General features: G+C 75.0%; 11 protein-coding genes and 1 pseudogene. 9 read left to right on the plus strand and 3 right to left on the minus strand.

Going from position 1 to position 13,096, the window contains the following annotated elements; translation table 11 throughout:
- The first annotated feature begins 49 nt into the window (after positions 1-49).
- From RF644_RS02025 to RF644_RS02055, 7 genes and pseudogenes are all read left to right on the plus strand, one after another.
- Complete coding sequence (locus tag RF644_RS02025; RefSeq protein ID WP_368795155.1) at positions 50-1,414, plus strand: ABC transporter substrate-binding protein; 1,365 nt, start codon at positions 50-52, stop codon at positions 1,412-1,414.
- A complete protein-coding gene (locus tag RF644_RS02030) occupies positions 1,411-2,388 on the plus strand; it encodes a carbohydrate ABC transporter permease (RefSeq protein ID WP_368795156.1) in 978 nt (325 codons plus the stop codon). The genes RF644_RS02025 and RF644_RS02030 overlap by 4 nt, the downstream gene beginning before the upstream one ends.
- A gap of 2 nt (positions 2,389-2,390) precedes the next feature.
- Complete coding sequence (locus RF644_RS02035; RefSeq protein WP_368795157.1) at positions 2,391-3,215, plus strand: carbohydrate ABC transporter permease; 825 nt, start codon at positions 2,391-2,393, stop codon at positions 3,213-3,215.
- Positions 3,216-3,327: 112 nt separating this feature from the next.
- A complete protein-coding gene (locus tag RF644_RS02040; RefSeq protein WP_368795158.1) occupies positions 3,328-4,998 on the plus strand; it encodes a glycoside hydrolase family 13 protein in 1,671 nt (556 codons plus the stop codon).
- A 191-nt stretch (positions 4,999-5,189) separates the two neighbouring features.
- Positions 5,190-5,495, plus strand: coding sequence for a DUF4193 domain-containing protein (locus RF644_RS02045; protein ID WP_035925540.1), 306 nt, complete (start codon positions 5,190-5,192; stop codon positions 5,493-5,495).
- A gap of 60 nt (positions 5,496-5,555) precedes the next feature.
- Positions 5,556-6,803: an MFS transporter gene (locus RF644_RS02050; protein WP_368795159.1), complete on the plus strand. Its 1,248-nt coding sequence runs from the start codon at positions 5,556-5,558 to the stop codon at positions 6,801-6,803.
- An 80-nt stretch (positions 6,804-6,883) separates the two neighbouring features.
- A pseudogene (locus RF644_RS02055) lies at positions 6,884-7,834 on the plus strand (Gfo/Idh/MocA family protein); the annotation flags it as partial.
- Here the strand turns inward: RF644_RS02055 and RF644_RS02060 are convergent.
- Positions 7,777-9,303 (minus strand): carboxylesterase family protein, encoded by a 1,527-nt coding sequence (locus RF644_RS02060; protein ID WP_368795160.1) that lies wholly within the window; start codon positions 9,301-9,303, stop codon positions 7,777-7,779. The pseudogene RF644_RS02055 and the gene RF644_RS02060 sit on opposite strands and share 58 nt — an antisense overlap.
- A gap of 222 nt (positions 9,304-9,525) precedes the next feature.
- Here RF644_RS02060 and RF644_RS02065 point away from each other — a divergent pair, with 222 nt between their 5' ends.
- Positions 9,526-10,542, plus strand: a complete 1,017-nt coding sequence (locus RF644_RS02065) for a DMT family transporter (RefSeq protein WP_368795161.1) — start codon at positions 9,526-9,528, stop codon at positions 10,540-10,542.
- Positions 10,543-10,611: 69 nt separating this feature from the next.
- Entirely contained in the window at positions 10,612-12,318 is a 1,707-nt protein-coding gene (locus RF644_RS02070; RefSeq protein ID WP_368795162.1) for an alpha-amylase family glycosyl hydrolase, read from the plus strand.
- A gap of 115 nt (positions 12,319-12,433) precedes the next feature.
- Here the strand turns inward: RF644_RS02070 and RF644_RS02075 are convergent, their stop codons facing one another.
- Both RF644_RS02075 and RF644_RS02080 read right to left on the minus strand, forming a co-directional pair.
- Positions 12,434-12,931 (minus strand): hypothetical protein, encoded by a 498-nt coding sequence (locus RF644_RS02075; RefSeq protein ID WP_284563206.1) that lies wholly within the window; start codon positions 12,929-12,931, stop codon positions 12,434-12,436.
- Positions 12,928-13,086: a hypothetical protein gene (locus RF644_RS02080; protein WP_017833025.1), complete on the minus strand. Its 159-nt coding sequence runs from the start codon at positions 13,084-13,086 to the stop codon at positions 12,928-12,930. The genes RF644_RS02075 and RF644_RS02080 overlap by 4 nt, the downstream gene beginning before the upstream one ends.
- Positions 13,087-13,096: the final 10 nt, after the last annotated feature.

Genomic DNA, 13,096 nt, shown 5'->3' on the forward strand with positions numbered 1-13,096 from the left:
AGCGCTTCCGAAAAGGGGGCGCAACCACCCTTCCGGAGGAGGAAGTCCCATGACCGATCGACCGGTCGCCCAGGATCCCGCCCGTCCGACCCGCACGAGGCTGCGCGTGCTGGGAGCGGGCGCCTGCGCGCTGTTCGCCCTGGCGGCCTGCGCGCCTCCCGGGGCCGGCTCGGCCCCCGCCGCTCCCGAGGCGGCCCCCACGGACGTCTCCACCGACCTGGGCGAGGAGCCCGTCGAGCTGACCCTCTACGACGGCGCCGGGCTGAGGGCCAAGGACGAGGCGCTGATCGAGGCCTTCACCGAGAAGCACCCCAACGTGACCATCACCGGCCGCTACGACCCCGATGACGTGCAGGCCCAGAACTCCCCGCGCGTGCTGGCCTCGGACGACCCGCCGGACATCGCCCGGGTGATCGCCCTGTCCGACGTGGCCGGCGACGGTCTGCTGACCGACCTGGACGCCTACGCCGAGGCCTACGGCTGGGACGAGCTGCCGGAGGGCCAGCTGGCCCAGTACCGGGTGGACGAGGACGGGGTCCGCGGCGAGGGCTCCCAGTACACGCTGGCCGACGGCTTCACCGTGACCGGCTTCTACTACAACAAGGACCTGGCCGAGCAGCTGGGCATGACCACCCCGCCGCAGACCGTGGACGAGCTCGAGGACCTGCTGACCCGGGCCGAGGAGTCCGGCACCGTGCCGATCATGGCCGGCAACCAGACCGGCCAGGTGATGACCACCACCCAGATGCTCCTCAACAACGCCCTGGGCGCCGAGGCTGTCAACGAGTGGGTCTTCCACGCCCCCGAGGCCACGATCGACACCCCCGAGGCCGCCGAGGCCCTGGCCACGGTCCAGGACTGGGCCGAAGCCGGGTACTTCCCCGAAGACACCAACGGCACCGACGCCACCGGGGCGCTGGGACGCTTCGCCAGCGGCGAGGCCCTGTTCTACGCCTCCGGGAACTGGGACGCCGCCGCCCTCGACGAGCAGATGGGCGAGAACGTCGGGTTCTTCCTCCCCCCGGCCCCCGAGGGCGGCGGACCGGCGACGATGTCGGACCCGGCCTCCAACTTCGCCATCCCGGCCGGCTCCGACGACAAGGACGCCGCCGCCGCGTTCCTGGACTTCCTGCGCAGCGAGGAGGCCCGCCAGGTCGTCGCCGACGCCGGCTTCGCCCCCTCCGGCGAGGGCGAGGTCCCGGCCACCGAGGAGGGCTCGGTCAAGGCCCAGATCCAGGAGGCCTTCGCGCAGCTGGTGGAGGCCGACGGGCAGGTGCAGTTCGTGCAGAACGCCACCAACGGCGCGACCACCACCTGGAACTCCGAGGCCCAGCGCCTGGTCGAGGGCGCCACAAGCCCGGAGGACATGCTGGCCGCGGTCCAGCGCCAGTACGAGAGCGAGCTGGGTCGATGAGCTCCCTCGACGGCTCCAGCGGTCCCCTGCAGGGCATGGTCCTGCCCACCCCCGCCCCGGCGGAGGACACCGGGCGGCAGGACCGGGCCGAGCAGGCGGGCCGCCCGCGGCGGCGGCGGAGGAATTGGGGCGGCTGGCTGTTCGCCGCACCGGCGGCGCTCATGTACGCGGTGTTCGTGCTGCGCCCGCTGGCCGCCTCGGTCCAGTACTCCTTCTACGACTGGGACGGCATCACCGTGGCCACCTTCGTAGGGCTGCAGAACTACGTGCAGGTCTTCACCGACCCGCAGCTGCTGTCCTCGATCTGGCACGCCTTCTTCCTGATCCTCTTCTTCACCGTCATCCCCGTCACGGTGGCGCTGCTGGTGGCCGGGCTGATCCGGGAGCTGCGCAGCAAGGGCCTGGGCAAGCTGGCCCAGACCCTGCTGTTCATCCCCTACGTCATCCCCGCCGCCGCGGCGGCGATCGCCTGGAGCTGGATGTACGCGACCACGGGGGCGGTGAACCAGCTGCTGTCGGCCGTCGGCCTGGAGTCCGTGACCCGCGCCTGGTTCGGGGACTTCACCTGGGCACTGCCGGCGGTGGGACTGATCGGGACCTGGATCAACCTCGGGTTCTGCACCATCCTCCTCATGTCCGGCATCGGCAAGATCGACACCTCCCTATACGAGGCCGCCAAGCTGGACGGAGCCGGGTTCCTCCAGACGTTCCGGGCGATCACCCTGCCCGGGCTGCGCCAGGAGATCGGGGTGTGCGTGACCATCACCATCATCGCCGCCCTGGCCAGCTTCGACATCGTCTTCATGGCCACCCAGGGCGGGCCCGGCTACGCCACCATGGTGCCCGGTGTGCAGGTGTACCAGCTCGGCTTCACCGAGTCCCGCATCGGTCTGGCCTCCGCCCTCGCCCTCGTCCTCAGCGCCCTCGTGCTGGCCGTCATCCTGCCCCTCCAACGACTGTTCCGGGAGAAGTGAGCATGCCAACCTCCAAGAGCACCCAGATCCCCGGGGTGGCCCTGCTGCTGCTGGCGATGGCCTTCTCGATCTTCCCGCTGCTGAGCATGTTCTCCACCGCCCTGCAGCCCCAGGGCTCCGTGCCCGTGGGCCTGAGCTGGCCCGCCGATCCGCAGTGGCACAACTTCGTCGACGCCTGGAACGTCGCTGACATCACCACCCTGGCCGGCTCCAGCTTCCTGCTCGTGCTCGGCGTGGTACCCCTCGGGGTGCTGCTGGCCACCATGGCAGGCTACGCCCTGGGCCAGCTGCGCATCCCCGGGGGGCCGGTCCTCTTCGTCCTGCTGCTGCTGGGGCTGACCCTGCCCTTCGAGGTCACCATCGTCCCGCTCTACTACCAGATCCGCGAGATGGGCCTGCTCAACACCCGGCTGGGGCTGATCCTGCCGCTGATCGGGCTGAACATGCCCTTCGCCGTGTTCTGGATGCGCGCCCACTTCCTCAACGCCCCCGCCGAGCTCTCCGAGGCCTCGAGCATGGACGGGGCCAACGCCTGGCAGTCCTTCCGCGCCATCCACCTGCCCCTGGCCCTGCCCTCGATCGCGTCCCTGGCGCTGCTGATGTTCATCTCCACCTGGAACCAGTTCCTGCTGGCGATCGTGCTGATGGACGACCCCGCCAAGCGCACCATGGCCGGCGCCCTGCAGAACTTCGTCGGCCAGTACTCCACCGACGTGGTCCTGCTCAACGCCGGGTCCCTGCTGATCATGGCCCCGATGATCCTGGTGTTCCTCTTCTTCCAGCGCCACATCGTCAAGGCCATGCTCGCCGGCTCCGTGAAGGGCTGAGCCGGCCCACCCCCTCGCCGCCGGCGGCACCGTGCCCGTGCCGCCGGCGGCCGCCCACCCTGCCGGGGCCCGCGCGCCCCTCCCCCGACCCTCTTCCACGGACGGAGCCCTCGTGCCCTCTTCTGCCCTCCCGCCCACCCTCACCGCCGATCCGGACTGGTGGCGCACCGCGGTCGTCTACCAGGTCTACCCCCGGTCCTTCGCCGACTCCGACGGCGACGGCGTCGGCGACCTGGGCGGGCTGCTCTCCCGCCTGCCGTACCTGGCCGAGCTGGGGGTCGACGCGATCTGGCTCAGCCCCTTCTACCCCTCCCCGCTGGCCGACGGCGGCTACGACATCAGCGACTACCGCGACGTCGACCCGCGCCTGGGCACCCTGGACGACTTCGACCGGGTCGTGGCCGCCGCCCACGGCCTCGGGGTCAGGATCATCGTCGACATCGTCCCCAACCACACCTCCGACCAGCACCCCTGGTTCCAGGAGGCCCTCGCCGCCCCGAAGGGCTCGGCGGCCCGGGACCGCTACATCTTCCGGGACGGCACCGGCGACGACGGGGCGTGCCCGCCGGCGAACTGGGTCTCGCACTTCGGCGGGCCGGCCTGGGAACGGATCACCGAAACCGATGGCACACCGGGGCAGTGGTACTGCCACCTGTTCGCCAAGGAGCAGCCGGACCTGAACTGGGACCACCCCGAGGTGCGCCAGTACTTCGAGGACACCCTGCGGTTCTGGGCCGACCGCGGCGTGGACGGCTTCCGCATCGACGTGGCCCACTCCCTGGCGAAGGACCTGTCCCACCCCCTGCGCGACCAGCCCACCCTAGACCGGATGCTTCCGATGGACGGCACCGACCCGCTCTACGACCGGGAGGAGGTGCACACGATCTACCAGGAGTGGCGCCGGGTCTTCGACGAGTACGACCCGCCGCGGATGGCGGTCGCCGAGACGTGGCACCCGGTCAACGAGCGGACCTATCTCTACGCCCGTCCCACCGAGCTCGGGCAGGTCTTCGACTTCTCCCTGCTGAAGTCCCCGTGGGGCGCCGACCGCTTCCGGGCCGTGATCGACCAGGCCATGGCCGGCCACACCGGTGCCGGCGGCGGCCTCACCTGGGTGCTGTCCAACCACGACGTCCCCCGCCACGCCTCCCGCCTGGCGCTGCCGCACGACGCGGACCTCGACGAATGGCTGCTGGCCGACGGGCGCCACCCGGTGCTCGACCCGCGGCGGGGTCTGGACCGGGCGCGGGCGGCGACCCTGATGATGCTGGCCCTGCCCGGCTCCCCCTACCTGTACCAGGGCGAGGAGCTCGGCCTGCCCGAGGTCCCCGACCTCCCCCGCGAGGCCCTGCAGGACCCCGTATGGGAACGCACCGGCCACACGCTCAAGGGGCGCGACGGCGCCCGCGTCCCCCTGCCCTGGACCCGCACCGGCACCTCCTTCGGCTTCGGCGACGGCGGCGCCTGGCTCCCCCAGCCGGAGAGCTTCGGGGAGCTGTCGGTCGAGGCCCAGGACGGGGTGGACGGCTCGACCCTCGAGCTGTACCGGGCGGCCCTGCGGATCCGCCGGGCCCACCCCGGGCTCGGCACCGCCGGCTTCGCCTGGGTGGAGGCACCGGCCCGGTGCCTGGCCTTCGACCGGGGGCCTGGCTTCCGGTGCCTGGTGAACCTCTCCGACGAGTGCATCCCGCTGCCCCAGGGCACCGAGGTGCTGCTGGCCAGCACCCCGGTCCCGGGCGGGCAGCTGCCGCCCGACCACACCGTCTGGCTGGCGGTCTCCTGAGCCCTCCGGGCACCGCCGGGGGCCGATCCGGGCCCCTCCGCGGTGCGACGAGGATCACGCCCGAGACGCCGCACTTCGCCGGGACGCGCGGGGACTCGACAGTTGCCCATGTCGTAGGGGTACACTCTGGTCCTTCCGTGCAGGGCACCCTCTGCACAGCACCACCCCGTTCCAGGAGGACGCACCACATCATGGCCACCGATTACGACGCCCCGCGCACCCGGCCCGAGGACGAGCCGGCCAACGAGTCCCTGGAGGCGATCCAGGTCCAGCGCAGCGCCACCACCCAGACCGCGGTCATCGACGCCGAGGACTTCGACACCGCCGAGGGCATAGACCTGCCCGGCGCCGACCTCTCCCACGAAGAGCTCACCGTGGCCGTCATCCCGGAACAGGTCGACGAGTTCACCTGCGCCTCCTGCTTCCTGGTCCGGCACCGCTCCCAGCTGGCCCGCCAGTCCGGCGAGACGCGGTACTGCACCGACTGCGAAGGCTGAGCGGACCGCTCCGTCCGGCCCGCGCCCCGGTGCCGCCGCACCCCGTGATAGAACAGGCCGGTGCGCCCGTCCACCCCGCCCCCTGACCGTTCCGCCGTCCCGCCCCGCGTGCCGGGGTGGCTGGTGGTGCTCGCGGTGGCGGTCGTGGCGGTCAATCTCCGCCCCGGGGCCACCTCCGTGGGGCCCGTGCTCGCGGAGGTGCAGCAGGGACTGGGGCTGAGCCCCACGATGGCCGGGGTGCTGACCGCCCTGCCCGGGCTCACGTTCGCCGCGGCGGGGGCGTGCGCGGCCGCGCTCTCGCGCAGGACCGGCATCAGCGGCGCCGTCACCGCCGGTCTGGTCCTGGTCGCCGCCGGGCTGCTGGCCCGGTCGGTCACGGGATCGGTGCCGGTGTTCCTGCTCCTGTCCGTGCTGGGCTTCGCCGGCATGGCCGTCGGCAACATCCTGGTGCCGGCGTTCATCAAGCGCCACGGGGGCCGGCGCACGGCGGCGCTGAACTCCCTCTACACGACCGGCCTGGCCGTCGGCGCCACGCTGCCCCTGCTGGCGGCCGGGCCGCTGGCCGCGAGCGGGCCCGACGGGTGGCGGGCCGCACTGGGCCTCTGGGGCCTCGTGGCCCTGGCCGCCGTGGTCCCCTGGGTCCTGGTCACCGTCCGCGACCGGCGCGAGCCCGCCATGACCCCCGGCCGCGCCCTGCGTCCCGGCCGCGGCACCTCGATCCTCCGCTCCCGCACCGCCGTGGCGCTGTGCGTCTACTTCGGCATCCAGTCGATGCACGCCTACGTCCAGTTCGGCTGGGTGGCCCAGATCTACCGCGACGGCGGCCTGGGCCAGGCCCAGGCCGGGCTGATGGCCGCCCTCATCGCCGCCATGGGCATCCCGGGAGGGCTCCTCATGCCCGTCCTGGTGGCCCGCTCACCGCACCTGCGGCGGTGGATCGTGGGCCTGGGCGTCTGCATGGTCGCCGGCTACTCCGGCCTGCTGCTGGCGCCCGCCACCACACCCTGGGCCTGGGCCCTGCTCCTGGGGGTGGGCGGCTTCGCGTTCCCCACCGCTCTGGCCCTGCTCACGGCCCGTTCCCGGGACCCCCGGGTGACCGCGCAGCTGTCCGGGTTCACCCAGCCGGTGGGCTACCTGCTCGCGGCGGCCGGGCCCTTCGCCGTCGGCGCCCTGCACGAGGCCACCGGCAGCTGGACCGCCCCCCTGCTGCTGCTGATGGGCACCGCGGTGCTCCTCGTCGTCGCCGGCGGCGTCGCGGCCGCGCCGCGCTTCGTCGACGACGAGATCGCGGGCCCGGACGGACCGTAGCGACCCGGTGCGGCCCGGTGCGGCCCGGTGCGGCCCGGTGCGGCCCGGTGCGGCCCGGTGCCAGGGGCTATCGTGACCGCATGACTGATCAGGGTGCAGGACGAGTGCTCACCGCCGGACTCGTCGGATACGGCATGGCCGGGCGGGACTTCCACGGGGACCTGCTGCGGCGGGCCGGCGGGCGGGTCACGGACGTCGTCACCGGCGACCCGGAGCGGGCCGCCCGCGCGGGCGCCGACTGGCCCGGGGTGCAGGTGCACCGGGACCTGCCCGGGCTGCTGGAGCGCTCGCGGCCCGACGTGCTGGTCGTCGCCTCCCCCACGGGGTTGCACGTGGAGCACGCGCTGGCCGGCCTGGAGGCCGGGATCCCCGTGGTGGTCGACAAGCCGCTGGCCATGGACCACGAGGGCGCGGTGGCCGTGGTCCGCCGCGCCGAGGAGTCCGGGACCCCGCTGACGGTCTTCCACAACCGGCGCTGGGACAGCGAGCAGCTGACCCTGGCCCGGGTGCTCGCCGAGGGGCACCTCGGGGACGTGCACCGGTTCGAGCGCCGCTGGGAGCGGTGGCGCCCGGTGCCCAAGGACCGGTGGCGGGAGAACGCGGTCGGCCGGGGCGGCGGGCTGCTGCTCGACCTCGGTCCGCACCTCGTGGACGCGGCGATCCAGCTGTTCGGGCCGGTGGCCGCGGTGCGGGCCGAGCTGCGCGCGCTGACGACCCCGGCCGAGGACGACGTCTTCCTGGCCCTGGACCACGCCTCGGGCACGATCAGCCACCTGTGGGCCGGGAGCCTCGTGGGGGCGCCGGGGCCCCGGACCCGGGTGCTCGGCTCGGCCGGCGCCTACCTCGTGGCCGGGCACGCCGACAGCCCCGGCCCCTTCGACCCGCTGGACCCCGGGGAGGGCATGACGGGTCTGCTCGTCCGGGGCACCGGGACCGACCCCGTGCCCACCGCCCCCGGCGAGCCCGCCGACTTCTACCGGGCCGTGGCCCGGTGGCTCCTCGGCGACGGCGAGGCCCCCGTGGACCCGTGGGACGCCGTGGCCGTCGCCGCCGTGCTGGACGCGGCCCGGCGCAGCGCCCGCACGGGGGCGCGGGAGGTGCCCGCAGCGCCCTGAGCGCGGCGCACCGCGCCGAGGACACAGCCCAGGACGCGCTCGAGGGGTCGTGCACCCGTGGCCGCGCGGTAGCGCAGGACGCCGGGGACCGCCCCGGCGTCCGCCAGCGGCTCCCCGCGGGCGAAGCCGGCCCACAGCCGCCGGAGGCGCCGGCCGTGGGCCTGGACGTCCTCCCACGGGGCCCCGGCGAGCAGCCCGGTGCCGGCCCACGCGGCCTCGTCGCCGAACAGGAGCGGGAGGTCGACCGTGTGGGTGGATCCGTACGGGCTGCCCGGCGCGCTCCAGGTGAGCAGGTAGGTGTGGGCGCTGCCGCCGGCCCGGGCGTGCCGGGCGGCGAACCGGCGGACGGCCCGGCCGTGGACGGCCGCGGTCACCTGCCCCACGACGGCGCGGCGGAGCACGGGGCCGAGCAGCGGGACGCGGGTGACCCGGTGGAGGAGGGGCAGCGTGGGCAGGTACAGCCGGGCCTCCTCGGCGGTGTGGCCGATGAGCACGTCGATGTGCGGGGCCACGCGGTCCCAGGCCGCCTCGACGCCCTCCTCGGCGGGCAGGGGGTGGTGGCCGTACTGGGTGCCGAACGGCATCCGGCCCCGGAGCCCGAACGAGGACGCGCCGGCCTCGACCTCGGCCTGCAGCGCCACCACCTCCGCGGCCGGCGTCCCCGCGGTGACGGCACCGGCCGCGGCCGCCATCGCCGCGGTCATCGCCGCCCGGCCGCGGGCGATGCCCAGCGGAGGGCTCTGCAGGATGGCCCGGCGGAACAGCAGCTCCGCGCCCGGGACGGCCATGAGGTGGGCCACGGCGTCGCCCCCGGCGGACTGGCCGAACACGGTCACCCGGTCCGGGTCGCCGCCGAAGGCCGCGATGTTGCGCCGCACCCAGCGCAGCGCCTCGAGCTGGTCGAGCAGACCGAGGTTGGCGGGGCGGCTCTGTCCCGCACCGAGGTAGCCGAACAGTCCCAGCCGGTAGGTGACGCTCACGACCACGACGCGCTGCTCGGCGACCAGGGGGCGGGGATCCATGATCGGGGCGTCCCCGGCCCCGGTGGTGTAGGAGCCGCCGTGGATCCAGACCATCACCGGCAGCCGTTCCGCCGCCCCCCGTTCGAGGGTCAGGGTCACCGACAGCCGCTGGCAGTGCTCGTCCCGCGGGAGCCCGGCGAGGGTGTCGCCGAGGACCCCGGTGAGGAAGGGCGAGTGCGCCTGGGGGCAGGCCGGGGCCGGGCGGGTGGCGTCGAACGGTTCCACCCGGTCCGCGACCGGGACGGGCGCGGCGAACCGGTCCGCCGTGGCGTACGGGATCCCGGTCGCCCGGACGACGTCGCCGTCGACCCGGCCGCGCACCGGCCCGCAGGGAGGCGCGAACGCGCGCGTCGGAGTGGTCATGCCCACTTCTACCACGCGGCCCGCCCGGGACGGGGGCGGGCCGGCTGCCGCGAGCGCTGGCTGCCCCGGGCGCACCGGGCCCGGGGCGCCCGTCGCCCGCCCTGGGTAGATTGGACCGTCGACCGACAGGAGCCCGCCCATGACCGCACACCCGCAGCGCCCGGCGCCGCCCCGCGTCCGCGCGCACGCCCGCACGACGACCACCGACGTGCCGGTCGCACCGTGCGCGGCACCGTGAGCCGCGCCGTGGAGCGCACGGGGCGCCACGCCGGCCTCGGCGTCGCGGCGATCCTGCTCACCGCGGTCCTGTGGGGCACGACCGGGACCGCGGCGACCTTCGCCCCCGGCGCGGGGCCGCTGGCGATCGGGGCCGCCGCCCTGGGCGTGGGCGGGCTGCTGCAGGCGGCGATCGCCCTGCCCGCCCTGCGCCGCTCCCGGCGGGCGCTGCGCTCGCACGCCGGGCCGGTGGCGGCCGGGGCCGCGGCCGTGGCCGTCTATCCGCTGGCGTTCTACAGCTCGATGCACCTGGGCGGCGTCGCGATCGGCACGGTCGTCTCCCTGGCCTCCGCGCCGCTGGCCTCGGGGGTCCTGGAACGCGTCCTCGAGCGCCGCCCCCTGAGCCGGTGGTGGATGACCGCCGCGCTCCTGGGCGTCCTCGGCAGCGGCCTGCTGTGCCTGTCGAGGGCCGGCGGGTCCGGGGCCTCGGCCGCGGACACCGCCGCCGGCATCGGGCTCGGGCTGGTGGCCGGGGCGACGTACGCGCTCTACTCGTGGGTGGTGCACCGGCTGATGGGCCACGGGGTGGGGCGCGCGGCCTCGATGGGCGCCGTCTTCGGCGCCGGCGGGGCGCTCCTGCTCCCGGTCCTCGCTCTCACGGGGGCGCCCCTGCTGGCCTCGGGGCAGGCGTTCGCCGTGGCCGCGTACATGGCGCTGGTGCCGATGTTCCTCGGGTACTTCCTGTTCGGCGTGGGACTCGCCCGGGTGCGCCCGAGCACGGCGACGACCCTCACCCTGACCGAACCGGCCGTCGCGGCGGTCCTGGCCGTCGTCGTCGTCGGCGAACGGCTGACGGGCGCCGGCTGGACCGGGCTGGCGGTCCTCGCCGCCGCGCTCGTCGTCCTGGCCCTCGCCCCCACCAACGTGGTCGCGCACCGGCCGGGCGGTCCCGGCCTGACAACGGCCGCCCCGGCCGCCGCCCCAGCGCCGGCCGCCGTGACACCGCGCCCGGGGACTGACTAGGTTGGGGACGCCCCCGCACCGGAGCCACCCGCGCCGGACACCCCCGACGAAGCACCCGAGGAGCAGCCCATGACGCAGCAGGTCAGCCAGTCCCCCGCCACCGAGGAGGGCGAGTGGTGGCGCTCCGCGGTGATCTACCAGATCTATCCCCGGTCCTTCAACGACTCCGACGGTGACGGCCTGGGCGACCTGCCCGGGATCGTCGAGCGCCTGGACTACCTCGCGGACCTCGGCGTGGACGCCCTGTGGCTGTCCCCGTTCTACGTCTCGCCGCAGCACGACGCCGGCTACGACGTCGCCGACTACCGGGACGTGGACCCCCGCTTCGGCACCCTGGAGGACTTCGACCGGATGCGCGCCCGGATGGCGGAGCTCGGGATGCGGCTGATCGTGGACCTGGTGCCCAACCACACCTCGAGCGAGCACGAGTGGTTCCGGGCCGCCGTGGCCGCCGGGCCCGGCAGCCCCGAGCGGGACCGGTACATGTTCCGGGACGGCCGGGGCGAGCACGGGGAGCTGCCGCCGAACAACTGGCGCTCCGTGTTCGGCGGCGAGGCCTGGACCCGGCTGCCGGACGGGCAGTGGTACCTGCACCTGTTCGACAGCACCCAGCCGGACCTCAACTGGGAGAACCCGGAGGTGTGGGAGGAGTTCCGCTCCGTCCTGCGCTTCTGGCTGGACCGGGGCGCGGACGGCTTCCGCGTGGACGTGGCCCACGGCCTCGTGAAGGCCGAGGGACTGCCGGACTGGGACCACCAGGTGCACCTGGTCGAGGGCGAGCACGACGCGCGGGAGCACGACGGCCCGGACACCCCGCTGAGCACCGGCAGCCCCTACTTCGACCAGGACGGGGTGCACGAGGTCTACCGCGACTGGCACCGGGTGCTCGCCGAGTACGACGGCGACCGGATGCTGGTGGCCGAGGCGTGGGTCGAGCCGGCGCACCGGCTGGCGATGTACGTCCGCTCCGACGAGATGCACCAGGCGTTCAACTTCGACTTCCTGGTGGCCGGGTGGGACTGGGCCCGGATGTCCCGGGCCATCGAGGACTCCCTGGCGGAGTCGGCCGACGTCGGCGCGCCCACCACGTGGGTGCTGTCCAACCACGACACCGTCCGGCACGTCTCCCGCTTCGGGCTCACGGACCCCATCGCCTACCCGAAGGGGATCGACGCGGACGGCGAGCAGCCGGACCACGAGCAGGGTCTCGCCCGCGGCCGCGCCGCCGCGCTGGTGGAGCTGGCCCTGCCCGGCTCCGCCTACCTGTACCAGGGGGACGAGCTGGGCCTGCCCGACCACACGCGCCTGCCCGCCGAGCTGCGCCAGGACCCGGCGTTCGCCCGGACCGGGGGCGAGGAGATCGGCCGCGACGGCTGCCGGGTCCCGCTGCCCTGGGCCGCGGGAGAGCCCGGCCACGGCTTCGGGGCCGACCCGTGGCTGCCGCAGCCCGAGGAGTTCGCGCAGCTCGCGGCGGACCGGCAGGTGGGGGTCCCCGACTCCACGCACACGGTGTACCGCACGGCGCTGCGGGTGCGCCGGGAGCTCGGTCTCGGCCGCGGCTCCTTCGCGTGGCACGCGAGCCACGACGCCGCGACGGGCCTGCTGTCCTTCGTGAACACCACCGGCGCCGGGGAGCGGGTCCTCGTGGCGGCGAACCTGGGCGGCGCCCCGGCCCCCCTGCCCGCCGGAGAGCCGCTCGTGCTCAGCCGCGGGGACGCCGTGCAGGACGGCGTCCTGCGGCCCGAGCGGGCCGTGTGGTGGCGTCTGGCCCCCTGAGCAGTCCTGCCGGCCCTCGGGGTCCCGGCGGTCCTGGCGCACGGCAGGCGGCGCCGCGGCAGACCGGACGGCGCCGCACACCGGCTCGTCGCGGACGCCCGGTCCGGCACGCCGGTCAGTGGCTGGTGCGCCCCCGGCCCGACACGAGCACCGGCGCCACCAGCCGGTCCGCGAGCACGCCGGTGACCACGGAGTACACCGCCTTGTGCAGGACGTCCACGGCCTGCTCGCCGGCCGGCCAGGTCGACGGCGGGGCCCCGACCCCCGTCGCGTTCTCCACGGTCTGGTCGAAGGCCAGCCGCACCACCGTGTGCCAGGCGTTCGCGTGCGGACCCCGGATGCCGGTCACGGCCCACACGCCGCGCAGGGCGCCGAGGGCGGCGCCCGTGCCGTAGTGCATGGCGGAGTTCCAGCCCGTGGGCTGCTCGCGGTCCCCGGGGTGGCGCCCCAGCAGGGTGAGCAGGGCGCGCGCGGGGACGTAGGAGTCCGGCCGGTGGGTGAGCGCCTGCTCCGCCTTCTCCCCCAGCACCATCAGAGCGGCCCCGGCGATCCCCGCCGCGGCGCCGGTCGCCGCGGCCCGTCCGAGCGCGCTCGTCCGCGCGGGGCCGGTCACGGCCGCCCCTGCTCGTCGCCTGGCCGCTCGGCGCCCAGTCCCTGCTGCTCCAGGTCGCGGTCGAGCTCGGCGCCGGGCTCGACGACCACGCCGTCCTCGCGCTGGTCGTCGACCGGCCCGTGCCCCGGTTCCTGCTCGCGTCGGTGCTCGGTCATGTCGGCTCCT

It is taken from the genome of Kocuria sp. CPCC 205258 (assembly GCF_040981005.1).
In the GTDB taxonomy this organism is placed as follows: domain Bacteria; phylum Actinomycetota; class Actinomycetes; order Actinomycetales; family Micrococcaceae; genus Kocuria; species Kocuria rosea.

Bases quoted from the DNA above. Each gene is read 5' to 3' on its own strand.
- RF644_RS02025 (WP_368795155.1), top strand. From the start codon at position 50: ATGACCGATCGACCGGTCGCCCAGGATCCCGCCCGTCCGACCCGCACG.
- RF644_RS02045 (WP_035925540.1), top strand. From the start codon at position 5,190: ATGGCCACCGATTACGACGCCCCGCGCACCCGGCCCGAGGACGAGCCG.
- RF644_RS02080 (WP_017833025.1), bottom strand. From the start codon at position 13,086: ATGACCGAGCACCGACGCGAGCAGGAACCGGGGCACGGGCCGGTCGAC.
- RF644_RS02070 (WP_368795162.1), top strand. From the start codon at position 10,612: ATGACGCAGCAGGTCAGCCAGTCCCCCGCCACCGAGGAGGGCGAGTGG.
- RF644_RS02030 (WP_368795156.1), top strand. From the start codon at position 1,411: ATGAGCTCCCTCGACGGCTCCAGCGGTCCCCTGCAGGGCATGGTCCTG.
- RF644_RS02060 (WP_368795160.1), bottom strand. From the start codon at position 9,303: ATGACCACTCCGACGCGCGCGTTCGCGCCTCCCTGCGGGCCGGTGCGC.
- RF644_RS02035 (WP_368795157.1), top strand. From the start codon at position 2,391: ATGCCAACCTCCAAGAGCACCCAGATCCCCGGGGTGGCCCTGCTGCTG.